23 protein-coding genes are annotated in these 26,332 nt (G+C 63.2%); 13 read left to right on the top strand and 10 right to left on the bottom strand.

The window, feature by feature from the left end:
* Positions 1–128: 128 nt before the first annotated feature.
* On the bottom strand, positions 129–956 hold the full coding sequence (locus NKH13_RS03700) for a MurR/RpiR family transcriptional regulator (RefSeq protein WP_352713618.1): 828 nt from the start codon (positions 954–956) through the stop codon (positions 129–131).
* A gap of 145 nt (positions 957–1,101) precedes the next feature.
* Here NKH13_RS03700 and NKH13_RS03705 point away from each other — a divergent pair, with 145 nt between their 5' ends.
* The 13 genes from NKH13_RS03705 to NKH13_RS03765 all read left to right on the top strand — a co-directional run bounded on the left by NKH13_RS03705 (position 1,102) and on the right by NKH13_RS03765 (position 16,058).
* Positions 1,102–1,926 carry an N-formylglutamate amidohydrolase gene (locus tag NKH13_RS03705; RefSeq protein WP_352910711.1) on the top strand — a complete coding sequence of 275 codons (825 nt, stop codon included), beginning with the start codon at positions 1,102–1,104 and terminating at the stop codon, positions 1,924–1,926.
* 22 nt (positions 1,927–1,948) lie between these two features.
* Positions 1,949–3,511: an amino acid permease gene (locus NKH13_RS03710; protein ID WP_352713612.1), complete on the top strand. Its 1,563-nt coding sequence runs from the start codon at positions 1,949–1,951 to the stop codon at positions 3,509–3,511.
* An 85-nt stretch (positions 3,512–3,596) separates the two neighbouring features.
* Positions 3,597–4,967, top strand: coding sequence for a glutamine synthetase family protein (locus tag NKH13_RS03715; RefSeq protein WP_352713609.1), 1,371 nt, complete (start codon positions 3,597–3,599; stop codon positions 4,965–4,967).
* Between the two features lie 183 nt (positions 4,968–5,150).
* Complete coding sequence (locus tag NKH13_RS03720) at positions 5,151–6,539, top strand: aldehyde dehydrogenase family protein (RefSeq protein WP_352910713.1); 1,389 nt, start codon at positions 5,151–5,153, stop codon at positions 6,537–6,539.
* Between the two features lie 42 nt (positions 6,540–6,581).
* Complete coding sequence (locus tag NKH13_RS03725) at positions 6,582–7,067, top strand: DUF2569 domain-containing protein (RefSeq protein WP_352910714.1); 486 nt, start codon at positions 6,582–6,584, stop codon at positions 7,065–7,067.
* Between the two features lie 38 nt (positions 7,068–7,105).
* The gene (locus NKH13_RS03730; RefSeq protein ID WP_352713600.1) at positions 7,106–8,278 is read left to right on the top strand and encodes an iron-containing alcohol dehydrogenase; all 1,173 of its coding nucleotides are present in this window, start codon (positions 7,106–7,108) and stop codon (positions 8,276–8,278) included.
* A gap of 242 nt (positions 8,279–8,520) precedes the next feature.
* Positions 8,521–9,627 (top strand): ABC transporter substrate-binding protein, encoded by a 1,107-nt coding sequence (locus NKH13_RS03735; RefSeq protein WP_352713598.1) that lies wholly within the window; start codon positions 8,521–8,523, stop codon positions 9,625–9,627.
* Between the two features lie 64 nt (positions 9,628–9,691).
* Positions 9,692–10,606 carry an ABC transporter permease gene (locus tag NKH13_RS03740; protein ID WP_352910716.1) on the top strand — a complete coding sequence of 305 codons (915 nt, stop codon included), beginning with the start codon at positions 9,692–9,694 and terminating at the stop codon, positions 10,604–10,606.
* Entirely contained in the window at positions 10,603–11,394 is a 792-nt protein-coding gene (locus NKH13_RS03745; protein WP_352568166.1) for an ABC transporter permease, read from the top strand. Before NKH13_RS03740 ends, NKH13_RS03745 begins: the two co-directional genes overlap by 4 nt.
* 16 nt (positions 11,395–11,410) lie before the next feature.
* Entirely contained in the window at positions 11,411–12,475 is a 1,065-nt protein-coding gene (locus NKH13_RS03750; protein WP_023675358.1) for an ABC transporter ATP-binding protein, read from the top strand.
* A gap of 175 nt (positions 12,476–12,650) precedes the next feature.
* The gene (locus NKH13_RS03755) at positions 12,651–14,201 is read left to right on the top strand and encodes a cation:proton antiporter (RefSeq protein ID WP_352713595.1); all 1,551 of its coding nucleotides are present in this window, start codon (positions 12,651–12,653) and stop codon (positions 14,199–14,201) included.
* Between the two features lie 89 nt (positions 14,202–14,290).
* A complete protein-coding gene (locus NKH13_RS03760; protein WP_352910718.1) occupies positions 14,291–15,205 on the top strand; it encodes an endonuclease/exonuclease/phosphatase family protein in 915 nt (304 codons plus the stop codon).
* A gap of 7 nt (positions 15,206–15,212) precedes the next feature.
* Positions 15,213–16,058, top strand: a complete 846-nt coding sequence (locus tag NKH13_RS03765; RefSeq protein ID WP_352465875.1) for an EamA family transporter — start codon at positions 15,213–15,215, stop codon at positions 16,056–16,058.
* Here NKH13_RS03765 and NKH13_RS03770 read toward each other — a convergent pair whose 3' ends face one another.
* The 9 genes from NKH13_RS03770 to NKH13_RS03810 form a co-directional block, all read right to left on the bottom strand.
* Positions 16,059–16,370, bottom strand: a complete 312-nt coding sequence (locus tag NKH13_RS03770; protein WP_352910721.1) for a Dabb family protein — start codon at positions 16,368–16,370, stop codon at positions 16,059–16,061.
* A gap of 10 nt (positions 16,371–16,380) precedes the next feature.
* Positions 16,381–18,009, bottom strand: coding sequence for a GMC family oxidoreductase (locus tag NKH13_RS03775; RefSeq protein ID WP_352713590.1), 1,629 nt, complete (start codon positions 18,007–18,009; stop codon positions 16,381–16,383).
* Between the two features lie 46 nt (positions 18,010–18,055).
* Positions 18,056–18,817 carry a 3-ketoacyl-ACP reductase gene (locus tag NKH13_RS03780; RefSeq protein ID WP_352910723.1) on the bottom strand — a complete coding sequence of 254 codons (762 nt, stop codon included), beginning with the start codon at positions 18,815–18,817 and terminating at the stop codon, positions 18,056–18,058.
* Positions 18,814–20,328 carry a GMC oxidoreductase gene (locus NKH13_RS03785; RefSeq protein WP_352910724.1) on the bottom strand — a complete coding sequence of 505 codons (1,515 nt, stop codon included), beginning with the start codon at positions 20,326–20,328 and terminating at the stop codon, positions 18,814–18,816. The genes NKH13_RS03780 and NKH13_RS03785 overlap by 4 nt, the downstream gene beginning before the upstream one ends.
* 5 nt (positions 20,329–20,333) lie before the next feature.
* A complete protein-coding gene (locus tag NKH13_RS03790) occupies positions 20,334–21,449 on the bottom strand; it encodes an ABC transporter ATP-binding protein (RefSeq protein WP_352713581.1) in 1,116 nt (371 codons plus the stop codon).
* 4 nt (positions 21,450–21,453) lie between these two features.
* Positions 21,454–22,398, bottom strand: coding sequence for a carbohydrate ABC transporter permease (locus NKH13_RS03795; protein WP_352713578.1), 945 nt, complete (start codon positions 22,396–22,398; stop codon positions 21,454–21,456).
* Positions 22,395–23,354, bottom strand: coding sequence for a carbohydrate ABC transporter permease (locus NKH13_RS03800; protein WP_352713576.1), 960 nt, complete (start codon positions 23,352–23,354; stop codon positions 22,395–22,397). Before NKH13_RS03800 ends, NKH13_RS03795 begins: the two co-directional genes overlap by 4 nt.
* Positions 23,355–23,497: 143 nt before the next feature.
* Positions 23,498–24,751, bottom strand: coding sequence for an ABC transporter substrate-binding protein (locus NKH13_RS03805; RefSeq protein ID WP_352713573.1), 1,254 nt, complete (start codon positions 24,749–24,751; stop codon positions 23,498–23,500).
* Positions 24,752–24,810: 59 nt separating this feature from the next.
* Positions 24,811–26,322: an aldehyde dehydrogenase family protein gene (locus NKH13_RS03810; RefSeq protein ID WP_352910728.1), complete on the bottom strand. Its 1,512-nt coding sequence runs from the start codon at positions 26,320–26,322 to the stop codon at positions 24,811–24,813.
* Positions 26,323–26,332 lie beyond the last annotated feature (10 nt).

Consider the following 26,332-nt stretch of genomic DNA (forward strand, 5'->3'; position numbering starts at 1 on the left):
CGCACCGTCCTGCTGGCAGCGGTCTTTGCGTCTGTCTTTGGCGTTTTTTTGCTGATCCTGATTCTGCAGATGGTCAGCCTTTTGGTTGACTAGCCCAGCCAGCAAGCGTGCCTTTCCGAAAGCCTGTGCTACCGCAGGCTTTCCAGTTCGCGGATGCGTTTGGCGCCGTCGGCCTCGAGCTGCCTTGTGACGGCGCCGATCAGCGTTTCGGCAACGACGAAAAGTGCGGCGGATGAGTCCCAGGCCGAAGGCACGGCGGTGCGCCCGGCGATGACGTGGCGGGCGAAGCGGGCGATCGGCGACAGCCACTGGTCGGTGAACAGCACGATCTGCACGCCGCGCTGGTTGGCAGTCTCGGCGAAACGGACCAGGCTGTCCTGGTAGCGCCTGATGTCGAAGATCACCAGCACGTCGCGCTTGCCCATGTCGATCAGCCGGTCGCGCCAGACGCTTTCCTGGCCGGCGAGATGGAAGACATTGGGTTGGATGATAGCGAGGTGGGCGGCCATGTAGCGCGCCAGCGGGTCGGTGAAGCGGCCGCCGATCAGGAATGTCTTGCCGCGCCGGTCGGCAAGCTTGGCGACGATGTCGGCAAGCTGCTTGTCCGAGAGATGCCGGAATGTCTCGCGCATATTGTCGAGCGTCGCCTCCAGCATCGGCGAGACGGCGCTGCTGCCCTGCGATGGGGGATTGAGCGTGCGCGAGGCCGGCGACTGCAATTGCGCCGCCAGCTCGTCCTGCAGCGCCGACTGGAATTCCGGGTAGTTCTGGAAGCCGAGCCGGGCGACGAAACGCAGGATCGTCGGCGACGATACGCCGGCCGTGGTCGAGAATTCGGCGACCGTCTTCAGCCCGATCAGCGGATAGCTGGCGATCAGCGTTTGCGCTGCGCGCCGTTCGCCGGCCGGCATGGTGCCGATGCGGTCGGAGATCAGTTCGGCAATGCTCGAAACCATGTTTTTCCCCACCCTGGCCGGGCCGTTACCGCGTTATCGAAATCGCGTTTGACAAAGCCGGCCAAACTGTATGAAATCATCCGCAGGGACGCAATGAGGCAAAATACGTAACATACGGTACAGCGCTCCCCGGGGACAGCAGACAATGGAGACAGCACGGCCCGCCAGCCTTGCATCGCCTGAAACCGTAAGGGTGACGAACCCCGGCGGATCAAGCCCTTTCGTGCTGACCTGCGACCACGCCTCCAACTTCCTGCCGCCGGAATTCGGAACGCTCGGCCTTGCCGCCGAGGAGCTTTCCCGCCACATCGCCTGGGATCCCGGCGCCTTGCCGGTGGCGCGCCGCATGTCCGAGGTGCTCGATGCGACGCTGGTCGAGACCTGCATTTCGCGGCTCGTCATCGACTGCAACCGACCGCTCGACGCGCCGGACCTGATAGTGACGATCAGCGCCAGCGAAAAAACCGTTGTCCCGGCCAACCAGGGGCTTTCCGCCGACGAGCGGGAGGCGCGCATCGCGCTGGCTTGGCGGCCGTTCCACGACCGGATCGCGACGATCATCGACGAGCGCCTGGCGGCCGGGCGGGAGACGCGGCTGGTGTCCATCCATTCCTTCACGCCGGTGTACAAGGGCAAGTGCCGGCCCTGGCACATCGGCATCATCCATGACGAGGACCGCCGGCTGGCGGCGCCACTGATCGCGGCGCTGCAGCAGCTTGCCGGTGTCACCGTCGGCGTCAATGAACCCTATTCGCCGGCCGACCGCGTCTATTTCACGCTGGAACGTCATGCCCGCTCGCGCGGGCTGCCCTGCGCGATGATCGAAATCCGCAACGACGAGATTTCCGGCGCAGCCGGGCAACGGAAATGGGCGGATCTGCTCACGGGTATTTTTCTCAATCTGGAGCCCGAAGCGGCCAAGGCCTCCAGACCAAGCGCAGTCGGAAAGTCAGTTCAATCGGCCAGCTAAGAAACCAAAAGGGGACTTCAAAATGGTAGCACCGGGTTACAGCGAAGGTGACAAGAAGGAGGACCTGAAAGTTCTCCACGGAATGGGCTATGCTCAGGAACTGTCGCGAAGCATGAGCCGCTTCTCGAATTTCGCGATCTCGTTCTCGATCATCTGCATCCTCTCAGGCGGCATCAATTCCTTCGCGCAGGCGACGTCGTCCATCGGTGGCGCCGGCGCCGGTATCGGCTGGATCGTCGGGTGCATGGTTTCGGGATTTTTCGCGCTCGCCATGGCCCAGATCGCCTCGGCATTTCCGACCGCCGGCGGCCTCTATCACTGGGCGTCGATCCTCGGCAATCGTTTCACCGGCTGGCTGACCGCCTGGCTCAACCTGCTCGGCCTGATCACCGTTCTGGGCGCCATCAATATCGGTACCGCATTCTTCTTCGTTGGAACGTTCGGGAGCTGGTTCGGCATTACTGGTACTCCGGGCGAAATTGTCGGATTTGTTGCCGTCATCACTGTGATCCAGGCGCTCTGCAATCACTTCGGCATCAAGCTGACCGCCATGCTGACTGACGCTTCCGGCTTCCTGATCCTTGGCGCAACAGCTGTGCTGATCGTTGCCTGCCTAGTGTTTGCGCCTGCGATCGACATCACGCGGCTTTGGACCTTCACCAACTATTCAGGTGATGCCGGGGGCGGTGTCTTCCCACAGTCGGATTCCATGAGCTACCTGTTCCTGCTCTGCCTGCTGCTGCCGGTCTACACCATCACCGGATACGATGCGTCGGCGCATACTTCGGAAGAAACGCTGAAGGCAGCGCATTCCGTTCCGCGGGCGATCATTTCGTCCGTGCTCTGGTCGTCGCTGATCGGCTGGGCGATGGTCTGCGCGATCGTTCTGGCAATTCCGGACCTGGCTGCCGGCGCCAAGCAGGGCTGGAGCGTATTCTTCTCGACAATGGATGCAATCCTACCGGGCTGGCTGAAAGAACTGCTCTATCTGGCCATCCTGATCTCGCAGTTCCTCTGCGGCCTCGCCACGGTGACCTCGGCCTCGCGCATGCTGTTTGCCTTCTCTCGCGACGGCGGCATGCCGGTCGGTTCGGCCGGGCTCGCCAAAGTCAGCCCAACCTGGCGCACGCCGGTCAACGCCATCTGGACCGCTGCGATCCTCGAGATCATCTATGTCTTTCTTGCCCAGTTCATTTCGATCGGCGGCACCAACATCTATACCATCGTCGTCAATTCGACGCTGGTGTTCCTGTTCCTGTCCTTCACGATTCCGATCGCGCTCGGCATGATGGCTTTCGGAACGGCGAAATGGCCGAATCCCGGCCCGTGGAATCTCGGCGCAGGACTGTTCAAGCTGTTTTGCGTCCTGTCGGTCATCGGCATGGCGATCATCTTCTACATCGCCATCCAGCCGCCGAACGACAAAGTGCTCTATATCACCCTGGGCTTCATTGTACTGACCGCGGTCCTTTGGTTCGGTTTCGAGAACCGCCGCTTCCAGGGTCCGCCCATCGGCGACCAGATCGCAAAGCGCCAGGCGGCGATCAAGGCAGCCGAGATAGCCGTCGGCGAAGCCGGCGCCTGACGCTCTCTCGTGACCATGGCCGGCATCGCGCCGGCCATGGTTTTCATTCCCTTTTCAAAACGACAAACGCTGGAGTGCCGTAAGAATGGCCGGAAATTTCTCGTTCGATCAGTTGAAGCAAGCGGTCTCCAGCGGCGAGGTCGACACGGTGCTGGCCTGCATCGTCGACATGCAGGGGCGGCTTGCGGGAAAGCGGTTCCTGGCCCGGTACTTCGTCGATTCCGCGCATGACGAGACGCATGGCTGCAACTACCTGCTGGCCGCCGACATCGATATGGAACCGGTGCCCGGCTACAAGGCGGCGAGCTGGTCGAAGGGCTATGGCGATTTCGTCATGAAGCCGGACCTTGCGACGCTGCGGCTCGTTCCGTGGCTGGAGAAGACGGCGCTGGTGATTTGCGACGTGCTCGACCACCATACCCATGACGACCTGGCGCATTCGCCGCGCGCCATACTGAAGAAGCAGGTCAAGCGGCTGCAGGAACGCGGCTATATCGGCTATTTCGCTTCCGAGCTCGAATTCTATCTGTTCAGCGAAACCTACGATTCCGCCCGCAAGAAGCACTGGCAGGGCCTCGAGACGGCATCGCCCTACATCGGCGACTACCAGATCGGCATCACCACCAAGGAAGAAGGCGTCATGCGCCGGCTGCGCAACGAGATGGAGGCGGCCGGCATCCCGATCGAGAATTCGAAGGGCGAGTGGGGTCCCGGCCAGGAAGAGATCAATGTCCGCTACGCCGAGGCGCTCGACATGGCCGACCGCCACGTCATCCTGAAGAACGGCGCCAAGGAAATCGCCGAGTCCGAAGGCAAGGCGATCTCGTTCATGGCCAAGTACAATTACGGGCTCGCCGGCAATTCCAGCCACATCCATAATTCGCTGTGGAGCGCCGACGGCAAGACGCCATTGTTCTACGACAAAAATGCCGAGTGGACGCTGTCTACGCTCGGCCAGCAATGGGCGGCCGGCCAGCTCAAATATGCCAAGGAATTCACCTGGTTCCTGGCGCCCTACATCAACTCCTACAAGCGCTTCCAGGCCGGCACCTTTGCGCCGACCAAGATCATGTGGAGCGAGGACAACCGCACCGCCGGTTTCCGTCTTTGCGGCGAGGGCACCAAGGGCATTCGCATGGAATGCCGCATCGGCGGCGCCGATTTGAACCCCTATCTGGCTTTCGCCGCTCTGATCGCGGCCGGGCTTGCCGGCATCGATGAAAAGCTTGAACTGCAGAAGCCTTTCATCGGTGACGCCTACCAGGCCTCGCAGCTGCCTGAAATTCCAAAGACATTGCGCGATGCCACGGCGACGCTGGCGGAATCGAAGATGCTGAGGCAGGCGCTCGGCGACGATGTGCTGGAACATTACGTCCACACGGCACACTGGGAACAGTTCGAGTACGACCGCCGGATTACGGACTGGGAACTGCACAGAGGGTTCGAGCGGTATTAGATGACCTGGCAATGTCAGCACCGCCCGCCCCTCACCTCTACCCTCTCGTGAAGAACGGGGAGAGGGGGGTCGCCAGCGCTGGAGCTTGTCCCTTCTCCGTCGCTATAGGCGGAAAGGTGCCGGCAGGCGGATGAGGGGCGGCGTGACCAACGAGAATTATTGTAGAATGCGAGGACCCAAGGCATGACCGAAACGGTCAAGATAAAATCCCCCGTCGACGGTTCGATCTATGCCGAACGGCCTCTGGCGACGGACCAGGCGATCGGTGCCGCGGTCGAGCGCGCCAAGGCGGCGCAGGAGAAGTGGGCGCAGACGCCGGTCGTCGAGCGCGGCAAGTACATGCTTGCCATGCTGGAAGCGCTGGTCGCCATGACAGACGAGATCGTGCCGGAGATCGCCTGGCAGATGGGTCGGCCGGTGCGTTATGGCGGCGAGTTCGGCGGCGTCAGAGAGCGCGTCTCCTACATGGTCGAGATCGCCGAGGCGGCACTGAAGCCGGTCATGGCCTCTAATCCGAAGGACGGCTTTCGCCGCTATGTGAAAAAAGTGCCACTCGGCGTGGTCATGGTGATCGCGCCGTGGAACTATCCCTATCTCACCGCCGTCAACACCATCGTGCCGGCGCTGATGGCGGGCAGCGCCGTCATCCTCAAGCACGCGGCACAGACATTGTTGGTCGGCGAACGTTTTCAGCAGGCGTTCGACAGAGCCGGCCTGCCCAAGGGCCTGTTCCAGAACCTCGTCCTGAACCATGCGCAGACCGAAAGGCTGCTCGGCTCCGGCAAGATCGACCATGTCAACTTTACCGGCTCGGTCGCCGGCGGCCGCGCCATCGAAAAGGCGGCGGCGGGCACCTTCATGACGCTCGGCCTCGAGCTTGGCGGCAAGGATCCGGCCTATGTGCTGCCGGATGCCAAGATGGACCATGCCGTTGCCAATCTGGTCGACGGCGCCTTCTTCAATTCCGGCCAGTGCTGCTGCGGCATCGAGCGCGTCTATGTCCACGAGAAGGTCTACGACGAATTCGTCGAAGGCTTCATCGCCGAGACCAGGAACTACGTCATCGGCAATCCACTCGACCAGGCGACCACCATGGGGCCGATGGCGCAGGCGCGCTTCGCCGACCTGATCCGTGAGCAGAAGGCCGAGGCGCTGCGCAAGGGCGCCAAGGCGCACATCAATATGAAGGTGGCCAACGACAGGCAAGGTTCGCCCTATCTGGCGCCGGAAGTGCTGACCCAGGTCGACCACCAGATGAGCGTCATGCGCGAGGAAAGCTTTGGCCCGATCGTCGGCATCATGAAGGTGCGCAACGATGAGGAGGCGATCGCGCTGATGAACGACAGCCCCTATGGGCTGACCGCCTCGATCTGGACGCGCGACACGGACCATGCAGCGGCGATCGGCGATCGCGTCGAGACCGGCACCGTGTTCATGAACCGCTGCGACTATCTCGATCCGGCGCTGGTCTGGACCGGCGTCAAGGACACCGGCAAGGGCGCGGCACTGTCGGCCATCGGCTACGACAATCTGACCAGGCCGAAATCATACCATCTACGCGAAGCGATCTAAGGTGGCGATCGACAAGCATACGATCGCTGTTGAGGGGGAGTAATGGCGGATACGCAACAATCGGCCCTGCCAGATCGTGAAGGTCCCGAGGGTATCGGCGGATGGCTTGTCCTGCCGATGCTCGGGTTGATGCTCACGCCGATACTGGGGCTGATGCAAATGTTTGGTGTCGACTATCTCGGCTTCGACTGGCAGGCCTTCAGTTTTTCTCAAGGTGCGCTGCTCGTTGCCGAACTGGTGACAGCAGGCGTTCTAAGCTTTACAGCCCCGGCCCTGTTGTTGTTCTTCATGTTCAAGCGCTGGGAGATATTCCCCGGCTGGTACATGATTTGGGCAGTCGCGATGCCGGTATATGCCATCCTCGACCCATGGGCCGGGCATCTGGTTTTTCCCGAGACCTTTCCAACCTTGGCTGATGCGTTCGACAGGGAAACGATGCGCGGAATTTACCGCTCCGTCTGGGCCGCAGCCATCTGGATTCCGTACATGATGCGCTCAGACCGTGTGGCCAATACCTTTGCGAATTAACGACATCCGAGAGCATGAAAGCAGTCAAGAAGGTCGAAATGACAAAACTCGTTTCCAAATGGAATTACCCGACGACCGTCCGCTTCGGCGCCGGGCGCATCAAGGAGCTGCCGGAGGTGCTGGCGGCGACCGGCATCAAGCGGCCGCTGTTCGTCACCGATCCAGGACTGGCCAAGCTGCCGGTGGTGGCCTCGACGCTGAAGATCCTCGACGACGCCAAGGTGCCGTATGGCGTGTTTTCGGAGGTCAAGCCGAACCCGGTGGATTCCAACCTGACCGCCGGCATTGCCGTGTTCAAGAAGGGCAAGCATGACGGCGTCATCGCCTTTGGTGGCGGCTCGGCGCTCGACCTCGGCAAGCTGATCGCCTTCCAGGCCGGGCAGACACGTCCGGTCTGGGATTTCGAGGATGTCGGCGACTGGTGGACGCGCGCCGATGCCGATGCGATCGCGCCGATCATCGCGGTGCCGACCACGGCCGGCACCGGCTCGGAGGTCGGCCGCGCCGGCGTCATCACCAATGAAGCGACCCATACCAAGAAGGTCATCTTCCATCCGAAACTTTTGCCGGCGATCGTCATTGCCGATCCGGAACTGTCGGTCGGCATGCCCGGCTTCATCACCGCCGGCACCGGCATGGATGCGCTTGCCCATTGCCTCGAAGCCTATTGCGCGCCGGGCTATCACCCGATGGCCGACGGCATTGCCGTGGAAGGCATCAGGCTGGTCTTCGAAAACCTGCCGAAAGCCTATGCCAACGGCAAGGATCTGGTCGCCCGGGCCAACATGATGAGTGCCGCCGCGATGGGGGCCGCCGCCTTCCAGAAAGGGCTTGGCGCGATTCATTCGCTGTCGCATCCGATCGGCGCGCTCTACGACACCCACCACGGCATGACCAACGCCGTGTTCATGCCCTATGTGCTGGCCTTCAACCGCGAGGCGATCGAGCCGCGCATCGCCCGGCTCGCCGCCTATTGCGGCATCAAGGGCGGCTTCGACGGCTTTGCCAAGGCGATCATCAAGCTGCGCAAGGAGCTCAAGGTGCCGCACGCGCTGCCCGACCTGATCAAGGGGCTCGACATGGACAAGAAGCGCAAGGGCCTGATCGCCGACATGGCGGTGGTCGACCCGACCGCCGGCGGCAACCCGGTCAAGCTGACCAAGAAGGCGGCGCTGACGCTGCTCGAAAATGCCATCGCCGGCGCCGTCTAAGACAACTTCAGCATTGGAAATCCACTTGGGAAAAGAGGCGAAGAAAGGGGGAAAGGATGAAAGGCAAGGCCGAAACTAGTTAGCCGGAAAAATAACGGCGCAGCGATTGCTACAGCCGGTTAAAAAGAGTTTACTTTTTCGTACTGCAGGGCGTCGCTTTCACAAAGCTTTCATCTGGCTGTCACACGAAAACGATACCGCATCGCAGGCGTCCAACGGCGTCAGTTCAACGGAGAGAACACATGTTCAAATTCACGGGAAAACTGTTTTCCCTTTCGGCCGTCGCCCTGATGGCGACCTCTGCCATCTCGTCGGCCCAGTCCATGGATGAACTGGTCGCCGCAGCCAAGGCTGAAGGCCAGCTCACGGTCATCGCGCTGCCGCATGACTGGTGCGGCTACGGCGCGGTCATCGACGGCTTCAAGGCGAAATATCCGGAACTCACCATCAACGAACTCAACCCCGATGCCGGCTCCGGTGACGAGGTCGAGGCGATCAAGGCCAACAAGGACAACAAGGGCCCGCAGGCGCCCGACGTCATCGACGTCGGCCTGTCGTTCGGCCCCACCGCAAAGAAGGATGGCCTGATCCAGGCTTACAAAGTATCAACCTGGGACTCGATCCCGGACAGCGCCAAAGATGCCGATGGCTTCTGGACCGGCGACTATTACGGCGTGCTTTCGTTCCTGGTGAACAAGGACCTAGTCAAGGAAGCGCCGGCCGACTGGGCCGACCTGCTGAAGCCGGAATTCGCCAATACCGTTGCGCTCGCCGGTGACCCGCGCGCTTCGAACCAGGCCATCCAGGCCGTCTATGCCGCCGGCCTTTCCGGCGGTGCGGCTGCCGGCGAAGCCGCCGGCACGGCTGGTCTCGACTTCTTCAAGAAGCTCAACGCCGCCGGCAATTTCGTGCCGGTCATCGGCAAGCCCGCGACGCTTGCCCAAGGCCAGACGCCAATCCTGGTGACCTGGGATTATAACGCGCTTGCCGGCCGCGATACGCTGAAGGGCAATCCGCCGGTCGACGTCGTCGTGCCGAAGACCGGTGTCGTCGCCGGCGTCTATGTTCAGGCGATTAGTGCCTACGCGCCGCACCCGAATGCTGCCAAGCTATGGCTGGAATATCTCTATTCGGACGAAGGCCAGATCGGCTGGCTGAAGGGCTATTGTCACCCGATCCGCTTCAACGACCTCGCCAAGAATGGCAAGCTCCCGGCTGACGTGATGGCCAAGCTGCCGCCGGCCGAGTCCTATGCAGCCGCGGTGTTCCCGACGCTCGACGAGCAGGGCAAGGCCAAGGAAGCCATCACCAAGAACTGGGATGCCGTCGTCGGCGCCAACGTCAAGTAAGACTTGAGATCAGCCGGGCGGCTTAGATCGCCGCCCGGCATACCTCCAGGACGGTAGCCGGCGCATGACCGATATCTCGTTGTCCGATCACGCTGTTGCCGGGAAGACCGCGCCTCCTGCCGACGCCCGCAGCATGAGGCTGCCGACGCAATGGCTTGGCGTTGCGCCTTTCTTCATCTTCGCCATCATGTTCCTGATCCTGCCCACGCTCTATCTGATGCTGGGCGCATTCCGGAACGATGCCGGCGAATTCACTTTCGAAAACATAGCGGCCTTGGCGCAGCCGTCGATCGTTGCCGCCTACTGGATCTCAATCAAGGTCAGCCTCGCCTCGTCGCTGATCGGTGCTTTCGCGGGGCTTGCCATTGCCATCGCCATCGTGCGCGGCGGGCTGCCGGACTGGATACGCTCGGCGACGCTGACCTTCTCCGGCGTGGCCTCCAATTTTGCCGGCGTGCCGCTGGCCTTCGCCTTTCTCGCGACGCTCGGCCGGCTCGGGCTCGCCACGGTGCTGCTCAACGTCTTGGTCGGCTTCAACATTTATGCCCATGGTTTCAACATCCTGTCGTTCTGGGGCCTGACGCTGACCTATGTCTATTTCCAGATCCCGCTGATGGTGGTGATCATCGTGCCGGCGATCGATGGGCTGAAGAAGGAATGGGGCGAAGCGGCGGCAACGCTTGGCGCGACCCAGGCGCAGTTCTGGCGCTTGGTCGTCATTCCGGTGATCTGGCCAAGCTTCCTCGGCACCGTCATCCTCTTGTTCGCCAACGCCTTCGGTGCCATCGCCACCGCTTACGCTCTGACCGGCTCCGCGCTTAATATCGTTCCTATCCTGCTCTACGCGCAGATCCGCGGTGACGTGCTGCACAATGCCCATCTCGGCTACGCCATCGCCTTCGGCATGATCGTCATCACCGGGCTGGCCAATGTCTTCTACATCTGGTTCCGGACGCGCTCTGAGAGGTGGCTCAAATGAAGTCCGGCAGATTCTGGGCCTGGATCGTCTTCGCGCTGGGCGCTGCCTATTTCTTCATTCCGCTCATCGCGACCGTGGAATTCTCCATGCGCATGCGGCGCGGCGCCTATTCCTTCGATGCCTATCAGGTCGTGCTCGGCGATCCCCGCTTCCAGGCGACCTTCATCTATTCGGTGGTCGCCGCCATCTTCACCATCGTCCTTGGCGTGCTGGTGGTGGTGCCGGCGGCGTACTGGATTCGTCTGCGGCTGCCGCAGCTAAGGCCCGTCGTCGAGTTCATCACGCTGTTGCCGCTGGTCATCCCGGCCATCGTCATCGTCTTCGGCTACATCAGAATGTACGGGTCGAATTCACCGCTGCCGTTCCTGGCCAGCGACACAGGAGCCAATGCCTTGCTGGTCATCGGTTATGCGACACTGGCGCTGCCCTATATGTATCGCGCCGTCGACACCGGGCTTCGCACCATCGACGTGCGGACACTGACCGAGGCGGCGCAGATCCTCGGCGCCGGCTGGGGCACGATCATCACCCGGGTCATCCTGCCCAACGTGCTGATCGCGGTGCTGTCGGGCGCCTTCCTGACCTTCGCCATCGTCATCGGTGAATTTACCATGGCCAGCCTGCTCAACCGGCCTGCCTTCGGACCCTATCTGCAGAACGTCGGCGCCAACCGCGCCTACGAGCCGGCGGCGCTTGCCATCATCGCCTTCGCCATCACCTGGGGCTGCATGTCGCTGATCCAGATCCTGTCGCGTTTCGCGCCGCGATCGGCGAACCGTCCGAACTGACCCGAAGGAAAAAGCCATGACCGAGCCCTTCCTCTCAATCCAGCATGTGCGAAAATCCTTCGGCCCCATCACCGTGGTGCAGGATTTCAACCTCGACGTCGAGCCAGGCGAATTCGTCTCCTTCCTCGGGCCATCGGGCTGCGGCAAGACGACGGTGCTGCGCATGGTCGCCGGTTTCGAGGAGCCGTCCGCCGGCAAGATCGTCGTGGCCGGCAAGGACATCACCCGGCTGAAGCCCAATCAGCGCAATGTCGGCATGGTGTTCCAGGCCTATGCGCTGTTTCCGAACCTCACCGTGGCGCAGAATATCGGCTTCGGGCTGAAGGTCGCCGGTATGCCGAAAGCCGATGCCGACAGGCGCGTGGCCGAAATGCTCGACATCATCAAGCTGCCGCAGATGGGCGACCGCTATCCCTATCAGCTTTCCGGCGGCCAGCAGCAGCGCATCGCGCTGGCGCGGGCGATTGCGCCCAAGCCGAAGCTGTTGTTGCTCGACGAGCCGCTGTCGGCGCTCGACGCCAAGGTGCGCGTGTCGCTACGCGAGGAAATCCGCTCGATCCAGAAGAAGCTCGGCATCACCACCATCTTCGTCACCCACGACCAGGAAGAGGCGCTGTCGATCTCCGACCGCATTGCTGTCATGTATGGCGGCAAGGCCGAGCAAGTCGGCACGCCGTTCGAGATCTACAACCGGCCGGCAACCAAATTCGTCGCCAATTTCGTCGGCACGCTGAACGTGCTCGAAGGCACGGTCACCGACGCGGCTTCGGGCAAGGTTCGCGTCAACTCGCAAGAGGTCTCGCTCAAGGGCAAGCTCAACGGCTCGAAGTCCGGCGACACGCTGTCGCTGGCGTTGCGGCCCGAGGCGATCTCGCTCGGCCGCCACCCCGGTCGCGATTCCAGCCTTTCGGGCGAAATCGCCGAGGTGCATTTCCTCGGCTCGGTCATCCGGGTGCGCGTCGGCATCGGCGGCAGCACGGTCTCGCTCGACACGTTCAACAGTCCGGCCACACCGCCACCCGCTGTCGGCGAAAAGGCCGAGATTTCGTTCTCGTCGGGCGACATGCTGGTGCTGCATTAGGGAATAGTGAATAGTGAATAGTGAATAGTAAGAGGGCACTTTACGCGCCGAAATTTCTCTGCAAGCAACCATTCACCATTCACCATTCACCATTCACCATTCACCATTCACCAGCAGCCAAAGCCGTGGCCGTTTTTGCAGTGCCAATCGCCCGGCTTCACCGCTACGATAGGACATGGCGCTTTTTGAACTCACCCTTGTCCTGCTTCTCATCGCGGTCGCCCTGACCGCGCTGTCGCGGCGTCTGCAGATTCCCTATCCGTCATTGCTGGCGCTGGCCGGCGCCGGTATCGCCTTCCTGCCGTTTGCACCGACCATCGAGATCGACCCGGAACTGGCACTCGCTCTGTTCATCGCGCCGGTTCTGCTCGACGCGGCCTACGACACGTCGCTGCGCGATCTCAACCGCTACAAGGTTTCGCTCATCCTGCTGGCGCTTGGCGCCGTCATCTTCACCACCGTGACGGTCGCGCTGGTCGGCTGGACGATGGCAGGCCTGCCCATTGCCGCCGCCATAGCGCTTGGCGCGATCGTAGCGCCGCCCGATGCCGTGGCAGCCGCGGCCGTACTCGGACAATTCAAGGTGCCGCACCGCATCACCGCCATCCTGGAAGGCGAGAGCCTTCTCAACGACGCCACGGCGCTGTTGATCTACAGGATGTCGGTTTCCGCAGCCGCCGGCTCCATCCTGTTGAGCAGTGCCGTTCCAATGATCCTGCTGTCGACGGTCGGCAGCCTTGCCGCAGGCTATGTGCTCGGCCGGTTGTCTCTCGCGATACTCGGCCGCATCGACGATCCGGCGAGCGGCACAGTGGTTCAATTCGCCTCAACCTTCGGTGTCTGGATCCTGGCCGACAGGATAGGGCTTTCCGCCATCATCACGATCGTCGTCTATGCCATGACGATCGCACGTACGTCGCCGCGCCGCATGCCGGCAAGGAATCGTGTCAGCTCCTACTCGGTCTGGGAGACGGCGGTGTTCGTGCTCAACGTCCTGGCCTTCGTCCTGATGGGCCTGCAAGCGCGATCGATCGTCGGCCGACTTGCCGAACAAGGGCAAAGCGAGGCGTTCGTCTTTGCCCTGGCCGTGCTGGCCGTCGTCATCGTATCGCGGCTTGTCTGGGTGCTGGGCTGCGGCGCGATCCTCAGACAGCTGGCACGTCTGGGCGACGAGGACAGGCGGAAGGACGCACCGACATTCCGCGGCGGCGTGCTCATCGGCTGGTGCGGCATGCGCGGCCTGGTGACGCTTGCGGCAGCCTTCGCCTTGCCGGCCGACTTTCCGGGCCGTGATCCGATCGTGCTCGCCGCTTTCACGGTCGTGCTCGGCACATTGGTGCTGCAAGGCGTCAGCCTGAAACCGTTGCTGCTTCTGCTCAATCTCGACCTCGACCGGACGGTCGACCGGGAGGTGGCGCAGGCGCGCGTCGCCATCATGCAGGCGGCGCTCGACGTGCTCAGCGGCAAGACATCGAGCGCGGCAGGGGCGGTGCGAGAGCAATATGCCGCCCAGCGCGCCATCGCCGAAAACCCGGAGAATGCCCAGGCGGCGACCGAGTATGACAGACTGCGTCTTTATGCCATCAAGAGCCAGCGCGATGCGCTGGAGCGCTTGCGCATCGACGGAACGATCGGCGACGAGGCCTACCACCGCCTCGAGGAAGAGATCGACTGGTCGGAACTGGCAGCATCCCCGCCCGGTCGGTTCCAGCCGCTGACCACTTAGCATCTGGCCCAAGCTGCCTCTGTCCGGCTGCACATTGCAACCAATCCAGCGAACGGCTACTGCCAGCAAGAAATTGAGCCGGATAAGCAATGAAGCTGGTCAGCTATAACATCCAGTACGGCTTCGGCAGCGATGGCCGCTACGACCTGGCGCGCTGTGCCAATGTCGTGGCCGGTGCCGACATTATCGCCTTGCAGGAAGTGGAGCGGCACTGGCGGCGCAGCAACGAGGACGACCAGTCGGAACTTCTTTCGCAATTGCTGCCCGACTACCATTGGGTCTACGGTCCGGCCTTCGACATGGATGCCAGCGAGCGGCGTGACGGCCGCGTCGCCAACCGGCGGCGGCAATTCGGCACCATGGTTCTGTCGAAGCTGCCGATCGTCTGGTCGCGGCTGCATACGCTGCCGCTCAGGCGCACGCTGCGTCCGCTCAACACCCGCAACGCGGCACTCGAATGCATGATCCGCACCCCTGCCGGCCCGGTGCGGGTGCTGTCGCTGCATCTCGCGCATATCGCCGCCGAGGAGCGGCTGGAGCAGATCGAATACCTGCTCGCCGAGCATCGCCGTACGCCCTCCGAGGGCGGGCCATGGAGCGGCGCCGACGACGAGCCGGCGCGCAACTGGAGCAATGGCGAACAGGAGCCGGAAAACCCCGTGGCGGCGATCTGGATGGGCGACTTCAACATGGAGCCGGGCAGCGCCGAGTACCGGCGCATCGTCGGCAGCACGCCCTATCATCGCGGTGCCGCCTATCTCGACGGTTTTGTCGATGCCGCCGCCGTCGCCAGCGAACCGACGTCGGACTTTCATACCCATGTGAAGACCATCGACGGCAGGATCGCAAGGCGCCGGCTTGACCATTGCTTCGTCGGCGGCATGTTTGCGGGGCGCGTGCGCTCGGTCAGCGCCGATATCGGCCAAATCGCCTCCGACCATTTTCCGCTCTGGGTGGATATCGACCTGGAGACGCCGATCGCCATCGGAACGGGCGGCGGATGAACCGACGATGAGCCTGTTTGTCTTTTTCGCGGTGCTCGCCGCCGCTTCCATGCATGCGATCTGGAACGCGCTGGTCAAGGTCCATCTCGACCGTTTCCTGTCGATCACGCTGATGACGCTCGGCATGGGTGCCGCGGCGCTGGTGACGTTGCCCTTTGTCGAGGTGCCGAAGCCGGAAGTGTGGCCGTACATCCTCGCCTCGGTTGTCTTCCACATGGGCTACAGGACGTTCCTGATCGGCGCCTACAAGGCCGGCGATTTCGCCCAGACCTATCCTCTGGCGCGCGGCACCGCGCCGTTGCTGGCCGCTTTGGGGGGCATTGTGGTGGTTGCCGAGATGCCGGCGCCGCTCGCCATCGTCGGCATCCTCTTGTTGTCGGCGGGCACGCTGGTGCTGTCGTTTCGCGGCGGCGCGCATCTGGAGAAATTGAACCTGCGCGCCGTCGGCTTCGCGCTGGGCACATCGATCTTCATCGCCAGCTACACGCTGTCGGACGGCAGCGGCGCGCGGCTGGCCGCCACCGCGTCGAGTTATGCGGCCTGGCTGTTCGTCTGCGATGCGCTGTGGGCGCTGGTGCTGTGCGTCGTCTTTCGCGGCCCACAGGCGCTGCCGGTGCTGGCGCGCGACTGGAAGGCGGGAATCTATACCGGCGTGCTCAGCGGCGGCGCCTACTGGATCGTCATGTGGGCGATGACCAAGGCGCCGATCGCCTCGGTGGCGTCGCTGCGAGAAACATCGATCCTGTTCGCCATGATGATCTCGGTGTTCGCACTCGGCGAGAAGATGACGGCATGGCGAGGTGCCGCGGTGCTTAGCATCGTCGCCGGCGTTGTTGCGCTGAGAATGGGATAGTCACACGATCTCCAGGTCGAACACCATCAGCCCGTCGATGCCGCCTTCGAGCGCCGCGACCAGTCTTGCGCCGGCTCGCTGATGCGCTTCATGCTCGAGATAGCCATCGCGTGCCGCAGCGTCGCGAAAGTCGATGGTGAAGCCGTGTGTGAAGCCGCGAGCGAAGGGTTCCGGGCTGGTATTGGCGCTGAATTCGACCTTGCCCATGCCGTCGATCACCGACCGCAACGCTTCGAGATCGGCATGGATTGCCGCGCGCTCGGCGTTGGCGACATCGTCGCGGAATCTGACGAAGACACAGTGCCTGATCATTCCTTGTCCTTCATGCCGCTCGGTTGGTGGAAAACACTGCCGGCGGCAGCGGCTCGCGGCCAAGGATCAGATCGGCGCCCTTTTCGCCGACCATGATCGTCGGCGCATTGGTGTTGGAGGAGGGGATGCGCGGCATCACCGAGGCGTCGCAGACGCGCAGGCCCTCGATACCGCGCAGCCTGAGATCGGGCGTCACCACGCTCATCGCATCGTGGCCCATGCGGCAGGTGCCGACCGGGTGGTGGTCGGTCTTGGAACTGCGGCAGGCGTAGTCGAACAACTCGTCGCCGCTCTGCAGGTCAGGTCCCGGCAGTACCTCGCGCAGCACATAGGGCTGCAGCGCCTTCTGCCGCATGATCTCGCGCGCCAGCCTCAGCCCCTTGATCGACATGTCGCGGTCATAGGGATCGGACCAATAGTTCGGATCGATCAGCGGGCGGTCGGCCGGGTCGGCACTGTTCAGCCGCACCGTGCCGCGCGAGCGCGGGCGCAGGAAGGCCGAGTTCAATGTCACGCCCGGATTGTTCAACTTCTCGACGCCGGCCTCGATGCCGGAGCCGAGGCCGAGATGCAGCTGGATGTCGGGAGAGGCGGCGGTCGGATCGGCGTACCAGAAGCCGCCAGTCTCAAACAGGCTGGAAGCCACCGGGCCTTTCTTCAGGAGCAGATACTGCAGGCCGGCCCAAGCCGTCCAGTGCAGCTTGGCGTAGTTGTCGTAGGTGTGATCGCCGGTGCATTCGGCGATGACGAACAGGTCGAGATGATCCTGCAGGTTGGAGCCGACGCCGCGCAGATCGTGCACCGGTGTGACGCCGACCGCCTTCAGATGGTCGGCCGGGCCGATGCCCGACTGCATCAGAAGCTTCGGCGAGCCGATGGCGCCGGACGAGACGATCACCTCGCGCTCGGCGCGCAGGATCGTTGGCTGGCCGCCCGGCCTGTCGACGATCTCGACGCCGATGGCGCGGCCCTTGTCGACGACGATGCGCGTCACCAGAACGCCGGTCCTGACGGTGAGATTCTTGCGCTCGCGGATCGGCCGGAGATAGGCGACCGAGGCGGAGGAGCGCTTCGCGTCCTTCTGCGTCAGCTGATAGTAACCGACGCCCTCCTGGGCTACCCCGTTGAAGTCGGGATTGAAGGGCATGCCCATCTCTTGTCCCGCGCGAAAATAGGCCTCGCAGATCGGCAGCGGCGCGATCGGGTTCGACACGCCGAGCGGGCCCTGGTCGCCGTGAAAATCGTTGGCATAGCGTTGGTTGTTCTCGGCGCGCTTGAAATAGGGCAGCACGTCACGATAGCCCCAGCCGGCAAGGCCTTCTTCCTTCTCCCAGGCATCGTAGTCGCGGGCGTTGCCGCGCGTGTAGATCTGGGCGTTGATCGACGAGCCGCCGCCTATCACCTTGGCCTGCGTGTATCGGAAGACGCGGTCGTTCATGTGCTTTTGCGGCACCGTCGACCAGCCCCAGGCGGCGATGCCCTTGGTCATCTTGGCAAAACCGGCCGGCATATGGATCAGCGGATGCCAGTCCTTGCCGCCGGCTTCGAGCAGCAGCACCTGATGCGACGGATCTTCGCTCAGCCGGTTGGCGAGTACGCAGCCGGCCGGGCCGGCGCCAACGATTATGTAGTCGGTCATGGGATGTAGCCAGTCATGGGATGTAGTCCGTCATGGCGTCACCTGTTCATAGCCTCGGCACCGACAGCGCGCCGTCGACATTGATGACCGAGCCGGTCGAAAAGCCGAGCTTGCCGCCGGCGAGCGCCGCCACGGCGGCACCGATATCTTCGCTCTCGCCCCAGCGCATCGCCGGCACCAACCCGCCGTCGATCAGCCCGTCATATTTGGCGGTGACACTTGCGGTCATGTCGGTGCGGATGATGCCCGGCCGCACTTCGAACACCGCGATGTTTTCAGTGGCAAGCCGCAGTGCCAGGTTTTTCACCCACATCGAAAGCCCGGCCTTGGAAATGCAGTACTCGGAACGTTCCGGCGAGGCCATGGCGGCGCTGACCGAGGTGATGGTGATGATCGATCTCGCACCATCGCTCGGCAGGCCGAGCATCGCTTTGGCAACGGCCTGGCCGAGGAATACGGTGCCGCGCAGATTGATGCCGAGCACCCGGTCGAAATTTTCCGGCTTGAGCTCGAGCAGGTCGCCGCGCAGGACGGCGCCGATGCCGGCACTGTTGACCAGGCAATCGATGCGGCCGAAGGCATTCAATGCAGCATCGACAAGTGCCGCATGGCCGCCGAGATCGGCGATGTCGCTGCTGGCATAGGCGAATTTCGCGCCGCGCCCGGTGATGTCGGCGGCGAGCCCGTCGGCGGCTTCGTCGGCAAGGTCGGCGACGAGGATGTCGAAGCCGGAATCTGCGAGCGCTTCGGCGCAGGCAAGGCCGATGCCGCGCGCGCCGCCGGTGACGATCGCTGCCGGGCGGCTCATGTTGCAAGCTCCGTCTTGCGGATATGATCGGCGACGCGCAGCGCCTGTGCGGCGATCGACAGAGCCGGATTGACGGCGGCCGAATTCGGCAGGAAGCCGGCATCGACGACGAACAAATTGCTGTGGTCGAAGGAGCGGCAGAACGGGTCGAGCGGCGAGGTCGCCGGATCGTTGCCCATCTTCACCGTGCCGCACTGATGCGAGGGCGTGCGCTTGTCGAACGGCCGCGACAGGACGATCGGATAGCCGCAGGCGCGGAAATTCTCGCGCATCACCTTGGTCAGTCCGTCGAGCGACTGCATGTTGGAGCGCCGCCACTGCATGACGATGTCCTTGCCGTCGACCATGATGCGGCTCTCGGGATCGGGCAGGTCTTCGCACATCAGATACCAGTCGACGGCGTGGCCGGCCATGAAATCGAGCGCGAATTTGGGCGCGCGCCTGACATTGGCCTTGAGGATGTTGCCGTCGATCTTGCCGAGGAGCTGGACGTTGCCGAGCGGCTTGCCGCCCTTGCCGTCGGACAGATAATAATCGTTCAGCATCAGCGTCTTCTGGTAGACGGATTTGTTCCGGCGGCGTGGATCGATCGCCAGCATGGCGCTCGAATTGTGGTTCATGAAGTTGCGGCCGACCTGGTCGGAGCGGTTGGCCAGGCCTTTGCCACCGCCTTTGCCCTCAGGGGTGGGCGAGCGCAGCAGGATGGCGGCGGAATTGACCGCGCCGGCCGATAGGATGACCAGTTTCGGCGCGACTTTCTTCAGCGTACCGTTCTGTCGATAATGGACGGCGGCGATTGTCCTCGCATCCGGCGATGCCTCGAGATGTTCGACATGGGCGCCGGTCTCGAGCTTGATGTTCTGGTCGGCAAGTGCGGCGGCCAGCGGTCCCGTTTGGGCGTCGACCTTGCCGGCGCCTGTGTTGGGAAACGCGTCCCACGGCGTGCTGCCGTCCTTCAGCCAGGCTTCGATGTCGACGCCGAGCGGCAGCGATGCCGGGTGCAGGCCTAGGCTCCTGAGCTCGGCGCGCGCTCGCGCGATCGGCGGCTCGTCGGGCACCGGCCCGAAAGGGTAGGGCATCGAGTGGAACGGCTCGGTCGGGTCTTCGCCGAGTGCACCGCGCACGCGGAAAAGCTGCTCGGCCCTGGAATACCAGGGTTCGAATTCCTCATAGGAAAACGGCCAGGCCGGCGAGATGCCGCCATAGTGCTCCATCTCCGAAAAGTCTTGCCCGCGGTAGCGGATCAGCACGGCGCCGTAGAATTTCGAATTGCCGCCGACATAGTAGTAATTGCCGGGATTGAACGCAGCACCTCCGGCCTCGAGCCACATCTCCTTAGGCCGATAATGGCCGTCGACGAAGATTGCGCGGGTGTCGCGTGTGTGCGGCGTTAGCGGCAGTGGTTCGCCGCGCTCCAGCATCAGGATCGAGGCGCCACTGCCGGCAAGGCCGGAGGCGATCGTGGCGCCGCCTATGCCGGAGCCGATGATGACGATGTCGGGATTTGTCATGGCCGTCAGACGATGCGTTTCTCGGTCGCCGGATCGAAGAACACCGCCTTGGTCAGGTTGAAGGCGAGCGGCGTGACCGTGCCGGGCTGGATGTTGGCGTCGGCGCGCAGCCGCGCGACCACCGCCTTGCCGCCGAGATTGGTGACCGCGAAAGTATCCGAGCCGGCCGGCTCGATGACCTCGATGTGACAGTCGGCGCGGGCGATGTTCGAGGCGTTGCGTTCGGCACCTTCGGGGTCGGTCAGTGCTTCCGGGCGGACGCCGAAGATGATCGGTTTGCCCTGGAATGCCGACAGGCCGACCGGCGCATTGGCCAGCGGCAGCGAAATCGGCTGGCGCGCCTCGCGCTCCATGACGACGGAGAAGCCGCTGCCGTTGCTGCCGATCGTAGCCGGGATCAGGTTCATCGCCGGCGAGCCCATGAAGTCGGCAACAAACAGGTTGGTCGGATTGTTATAGATTTCGGCCGGCGTGCCGAACTGCTGCACCTCGCCGTCGCGCATCACCGCGATCTTGGTGGCCAGCGTCATCGCCTCGATCTGGTCGTGCGTGACGTAGACGATGGTGGTGCCGGTGGTGGCGTGCAGGCGCTTGATCTCGATGCGCATGTCGACGCGCAGCTTGGCATCGAGGTTCGACAAAGGCTCGTCGAACAGGAACAGCTTGGGATCGCGCACCAGCGCCCGGCCCATGGCGACGCGCTGGCGCTGGCCGCCGGAAAGCTGGCTTGGCTTGCGCTTCAGCAAATGGCCGATCTGCAGGACCTTCGCCACCTTGTCGATCGCCTTCTGGCGCTCGCCGACCGGCACGCCGCGCATCTCCATGCCGAAGGCAATATTCCCGGCGACCGTCATGTTCGGATAGAGCGCGTAGCTCTGGAAGACCATCGCGATGTCGCGCTTGGAGGGGTGGAGATCGTTGATCGTGCGTCCGTCTACACGGATTTCGCCTTCGGTGATGGTTTCCAGGCCGGCAATGGTGTTGAGCAGCGTGGACTTGCCGCAACCGGACGGCCCGACCAGCACGAGGAAGCCGCCCTTTTCGAGATCGAGGTCGATGCCTTTCAGGATCTCGACCGATCCGAAACGCTTCTTCAACCCGTCAATTTCCAGAAAAGCCATCCGATTATCCTTTGACGGCGCCGGCCATCAGGCCGCGCACGAAATAGCGGCCGGCGAGCACATAGACGAGGAGCGTCGGCAGCGCGGCGATCATCGCCGCCGCCATGTTGACGTTGTATTCGACGACGCCGGTCGAGGTGTTGACGACGTTGTTCAGCGCCACCGTCATCGGCATGACGTCGCCTGAGCCGGCATAGGCGGAGGCGAAGAGGAAATCGTTCCAGATGTTGGTGAACTGGTAGATGACCGTCACCACGATGATCGGCAGCGAGTTGGGCAGCATGATGCGCCGGAAGATCTGGAAGAAGCTGGCGCCGTCGATCTGCGCCGCCTTCACCAATTCGTTCGGAAACGCCTCGTAATAATTGCGGAAGAACAGGGTGGTGAAGCCGATGCCGTAGACGACGTGGACGAATACCAGGTTCACCGTCGGATTGCCGAAGCCGAAGGTGAGGCCGGTCGCGTTCTGCAGCTTGACGCCGAACCGGCCGAGGCTGCCGAGGATCGTTGCCATGGGCAAGAGGACGGACTGGAACGGGATAAAGCAGGCAAACAGCATCAGCCCGAATACCAGCGTCGCCCCGCGAAAGCGCCACTTCGTCAGCACATAGCCGTTGAGTGCGCCGAGCAGGGTCGAGATGACGACGGCCGGAACCACCATCTTGATCGAATTCCAGAAATAACCCTTCATGCCGACGCAGGTGAGACCCGAGCAAACTTCGCTCCATGCCCTTATCCAGGGTGCGAAGGTCGGCGCCTGCGGCAGCGCCAGCATGTTGCCGTTCTGGATTTCGTCCATGGTCTTGAACGAGGTCACCAGCATGACGAACAGCGGCATCAGGTAGAACAGCGCGAACAGCGCCAGCAGCCCGTAAATGACGATACGGTTGACCGTCCTGGCGCTGATACCGCCAGTGCTCTGGCGAGCAGGAGTGGCTATAGCGCTCATCGCGGCTTCTCCCGAAGCTCGGAATAGAGATAGGGAACGATGATCGCGGTGATGGTCATCAGCATGATCACGGCGCTGGCCGAGCCGACGGCCATCTCGTTGCGCTTGAAGGTGTACTCATACATGAAATTGGACGGCAGCCAGGCCGAACCGCCCGGCCCGCCGCTGGTCAGCGCGACGACCAGATCGTAGGACTTGATGGCGAGATGCGCGAGCACGATCAAGGCCGAGAGAAAGATCGGCCGCAGCAGCGGGATAACGATGCGGCGGTAGAGCTGGAAGGTGGTGGCGCCGTCGATCTGCGCCGCCTTCAGGATCTCGCCGTCAATGCCGCGCAGGCCGGCCAGGAACATCGCCATGATGAAGCCCGACGCCTGCCAGACGCCGGCGATGACCACCGTGTAGATGACAAAATCTTTGTTCTTGATCCAGTCGAAATGGAAGCTCGTCCAGCCCCATTGGTGCAGCGTCTGCTCGAGGCCGAGGCCGGGGTCGAGAAACCATTTCCAGGCAACGCCGGTGACGATGAACGACAGTGCCATCGGGTAGAGATAGATCGGCCGCAGCACACCTTCGCCGCGGATCTTCTGGTCGAGCAGGATCGCCAGGAACAGGCCGAGCGCCAGACAGATGGAAATGTAGAGGAAGCCGAAAATCCCCATATTGGTGATCGACGTGTACCAGCTGGACGGCGGGTCGCTTTCGAAGGTCCAGCGCCAGAGCCGCTGATAGGCGCGTGGCCCGGTGATCGCATAGGACGGGAAGGTCTTGGAATTGGTGAAGGACAGATAGATCGTCCACAGGATGAAGCCGTAGACGAAGACGACGGTGGCGGCAAAGCTTGGCGCCAGCACGAGCTTCGGCAGCGCGTCCTGAAGGCGCGAGCGCACCGAGGCGCCCGGACGGGCACCGTGCTCCGGCGTCAGCGTGATACTGGTTTCAGCAACTGTGCTCATCTGTCCATTCCGTATCGCGGGTCCGGAATTCTGTCGTCGCGGCCTCTGCGGCACGAAAGCGTGCCGGTCGGCGCAACCGCAAACCCCACCGCAGAGGACTCTCCCCGGCTTGCGCCGGGGAGATCATTCACATCGGCGGGCGCTTACTTGGCGTCTTCGATCGCGCTGACCAGTTGGGTCACGGCCTCGTCCGAGGTCTTGATCTGGCCGTGGACGAATTTCGAGACGACATCCTTGTAGGCGTTGGCAACCGCCGGAGGCGCGCCATAGCCCTGCGCCAGAGAGCCGAACAGCGTGCCGCCTTCATTGGCGGCCTTCAGGTCAGCCATGCCCTTCTTGCCGCAAGCGTCGAAATCGGTATCCGGCACGTCGGTGCGGGCCGGAACAGAGCCCTTCACGACGTTGAAGGCCGACTGGAAGCTCTTCGACAGCGTGGCGGTGGCCAGGGCGATCTGGGCGGCCTTGCGGTCCTCCGGAACGTTGAACATGCCGAACATGTCGGAGTTGTAGACGACGCTGCCGTCGGTGCCGGGGAAGCGGTAGCACAGGAAGTCGGTGCCCGGGACCTTCTTGGCGGCGTTGAATTCGCCCTTGGCCCAGTCACCCATCACCTGCACCAGCGCATCGCCCTTGATGACCATGGCGGTGGCGAGGTTCCAGTCCCGGCCCGAGAAGTTCGGGTCGACATAGGTGACGAGCTTGGCGAGATTGTCGAACGACTTCTTCATCGTGTCGGACTTCAGCGACTCCTCGTCGAGGTCGTTGAAGGCCTTCTTGTAGAACTCAGGCCCGCCCGTCGACAGCACGACCGAGTCGAACATGGTCGCTTCCTGCCAGTTCTGGCCGCCCAGCGCGAGCGGGACGACGCCCGCCGCCTTGGCCTTGTCGAGCAACGCGATGAAGTCGTCGAAGGTCTTGGGCTCGGTGCCGCCGATCTTGTCCATCACCGCCTTGTTGATCCACAGCCAGTTGACCGAGTGGACGTTGACCGGAGCCGCGACCCACTTGCCGTCATAGACGGAGAATTTCTGCAGGGCCGCGGGAACGGACTTGTCCCAGCCTTCCTTTATCGCCGTCTCGGTCAGATCGCCCATGACGCCGGCTGCGGCATAGTCGAGCACGGTGTAGCCAAGCATTTGCGAGGCGGTCGGGTAGTTGCCGGCCGCCACCATCGCCTTCAGCGCGGTCATGGCGGCGTCGCCGCCGCCGCCGGCCACCGGCACGTCCTTCCAGGCAAAGCCTTCCTTGGCCAGATCCTGCTTGAGCACGTTCAGAGCGGCAGCTTCACCGCCCGACGTCCACCAATGCAGCATCTGGACTTCCTTGACGTCCTCGGCATGGGCCGCGAACGCAACGCCTGATGCGAGAGCCGTCCCGATAAGCAGTTTGCGCAACATGTACTTCCTCCCTTGTTGAACCTACACGACCGGCGGATGCCCGCCGGGTTCTTCCCAACTCAGCCGACCCACCATCCGGTGCGCTGGCCGCGATGAAACTGGATTGTCTTTTCCTCGGTATAATCCTCGACGGCGCGCTTGCCGAGTTCGCGTCCGAGACCGGACTGCTTGTAGCCGCCGAAAGGCAGTTCGGGGTAACCCTCCATGAACGTGTTCACCCAAACGGTTCCCGAACGCACATTCCGCGCCACCGACATGCAGGTATCGATGCTGGCGCTCCACACGCCCGCCGACAGACCATAGGGCGTGTTGTTGGCGATGTGCAACGCCCTTTCAATCGACTCAAAAGTCAGCACCGAGAGCACCGGCCCGAACACTTCCTCGCGCGCAATGGCCATGTCTTCGGTGACGTCGCCAACGATGGTCGGATCAAGATACTGGCCGGCGCTCGAAGCAAGCTGCTTGCCGCCGCAATAGATCCGGCTGCCGCCGCTCTCCGCTGCCGTCACGTAGCCGGTAACCTTGGCCACATGGTCGGTGGAGATCATCGCGCCGACCTTGGTGCGGTCGTCGAGCGGGTCACCGACAGTCACCTTGGCGGTGAGTGCTTTGACGGCGCCGAGGAACTCGCCGGCGATCGCCTCATGGACGATCAGCCGGCTGCCGGCATTGCAGCATTCGCCGGCATTGAAGAAGCCGCCGAAAACCGCCGCGTCGGCGGCGGCCTCGAGGTCGGCGTCGGGAAAGACGATCTGGCCGTTCTTGCCGCCGAGCTCCATCGCGACTTTTTTCAGCGAGTTGGCGGCAGACGCCATGGTCATCTTGCCGACGCGGGTGGAGCCGGTGAACGACACCATCTCGACCAGCGGATGGCTGACCATCGGTGCGCCGACATCGGCGCCCAGCCCGGCAAGGATGTTGACGACGCCATCCGGCAGGCCGGCCTGCATCAGGATCTCGCCGAGTACGAAAGTCGAGGCCGAGGTCATCTCGCTCGGCTTGACCACTGCCGTGCAGCCGGCGGCGAGCGCGAAGGGCAGCTTCTGGCTGACGATCAGGAAGGGAAAATTCCACGGCGTGATGATCGAGACGACGCCGATCGGTTCGCGCAGCACGACGCCGAGCATGGCGTCGCCGAGATTGGCGTAGCTTTCGCCGTGAAGCGTCCGCGCAAGTGCCGCGGCATAGCGCCAGATGTCGACGGCGCCGCCGATCTCGCCGCGCGCCTGGGCAATCGGCTTGCCGGATTCCAGTGCGTCGAGCCGGGCAATCTCGTCCAGCCGCGCCTCGATCAGGTCAGCCGTCCTGAGCAGGATCGCGGCGCGCTCGGCGGCCTTCATGCGCGGCCACGGGCCGGTCTCGAAGGCCTTGTGCGCGGCCTGTACCGCCGCCTCCACGTCCGCCGCGCCGGCCTGTGCATAGCGCGAGACGGTGAAGCCGTGGCCGGGGCTGCTGCGCTCCAGTGTGCGGCCGTCCTGGGCGTCGATGAACTTGCCGCCGATCAGCAGCCGGTAGCTTTTCGGCGCTGCGGCTGCCTCGGCGGGCATGGCGATGTTGAGAGGTGCGTTCATGTGAGTTTCA

Source organism: Mesorhizobium sp. M1348 (assembly GCF_040317925.1).
In the GTDB taxonomy this organism is placed as follows: Bacteria; Pseudomonadota; Alphaproteobacteria; order Rhizobiales; family Rhizobiaceae; genus Mesorhizobium.

Coding starts and splice junctions, on each gene's coding strand:
- NKH13_RS03715 (WP_352713609.1), top strand. CDS start 3,597: ATGGCCGGAAATTTCTCGTTCGATCAGTTGAAGCAAGCGGTCTCCAGC.
- NKH13_RS03700 (WP_352713618.1), bottom strand. CDS start 956: ATGGTTTCGAGCATTGCCGAACTGATCTCCGACCGCATCGGCACCATG.
- NKH13_RS03720 (WP_352910713.1), top strand. CDS start 5,151: ATGACCGAAACGGTCAAGATAAAATCCCCCGTCGACGGTTCGATCTAT.
- NKH13_RS03765 (WP_352465875.1), top strand. CDS start 15,213: ATGAGCCTGTTTGTCTTTTTCGCGGTGCTCGCCGCCGCTTCCATGCAT.
- NKH13_RS03780 (WP_352910723.1), bottom strand. CDS start 18,817: ATGAGCCGCCCGGCAGCGATCGTCACCGGCGGCGCGCGCGGCATCGGC.
- NKH13_RS03735 (WP_352713598.1), top strand. CDS start 8,521: ATGTTCAAATTCACGGGAAAACTGTTTTCCCTTTCGGCCGTCGCCCTG.
- NKH13_RS03750 (WP_023675358.1), top strand. CDS start 11,411: ATGACCGAGCCCTTCCTCTCAATCCAGCATGTGCGAAAATCCTTCGGC.
- NKH13_RS03770 (WP_352910721.1), bottom strand. CDS start 16,370: ATGATCAGGCACTGTGTCTTCGTCAGATTCCGCGACGATGTCGCCAAC.
- NKH13_RS03740 (WP_352910716.1), top strand. CDS start 9,692: ATGACCGATATCTCGTTGTCCGATCACGCTGTTGCCGGGAAGACCGCG.
- NKH13_RS03785 (WP_352910724.1), bottom strand. CDS start 20,328: ATGACAAATCCCGACATCGTCATCATCGGCTCCGGCATAGGCGGCGCC.
- NKH13_RS03705 (WP_352910711.1), top strand. CDS start 1,102: ATGGAGACAGCACGGCCCGCCAGCCTTGCATCGCCTGAAACCGTAAGG.
- NKH13_RS03810 (WP_352910728.1), bottom strand. CDS start 26,322: ATGAACGCACCTCTCAACATCGCCATGCCCGCCGAGGCAGCCGCAGCG.
- NKH13_RS03800 (WP_352713576.1), bottom strand. CDS start 23,354: ATGAGCACAGTTGCTGAAACCAGTATCACGCTGACGCCGGAGCACGGT.
- NKH13_RS03730 (WP_352713600.1), top strand. CDS start 7,106: ATGACAAAACTCGTTTCCAAATGGAATTACCCGACGACCGTCCGCTTC.
- NKH13_RS03775 (WP_352713590.1), bottom strand. CDS start 18,009: ATGACCGACTACATAATCGTTGGCGCCGGCCCGGCCGGCTGCGTACTC.
- NKH13_RS03755 (WP_352713595.1), top strand. CDS start 12,651: ATGGCGCTTTTTGAACTCACCCTTGTCCTGCTTCTCATCGCGGTCGCC.
- NKH13_RS03745 (WP_352568166.1), top strand. CDS start 10,603: ATGAAGTCCGGCAGATTCTGGGCCTGGATCGTCTTCGCGCTGGGCGCT.
- NKH13_RS03795 (WP_352713578.1), bottom strand. CDS start 22,398: ATGAGCGCTATAGCCACTCCTGCTCGCCAGAGCACTGGCGGTATCAGC.
- NKH13_RS03805 (WP_352713573.1), bottom strand. CDS start 24,751: ATGTTGCGCAAACTGCTTATCGGGACGGCTCTCGCATCAGGCGTTGCG.
- NKH13_RS03710 (WP_352713612.1), top strand. CDS start 1,949: ATGGTAGCACCGGGTTACAGCGAAGGTGACAAGAAGGAGGACCTGAAA.
- NKH13_RS03790 (WP_352713581.1), bottom strand. CDS start 21,449: ATGGCTTTTCTGGAAATTGACGGGTTGAAGAAGCGTTTCGGATCGGTC.
- NKH13_RS03725 (WP_352910714.1), top strand. CDS start 6,582: ATGGCGGATACGCAACAATCGGCCCTGCCAGATCGTGAAGGTCCCGAG.
- NKH13_RS03760 (WP_352910718.1), top strand. CDS start 14,291: ATGAAGCTGGTCAGCTATAACATCCAGTACGGCTTCGGCAGCGATGGC.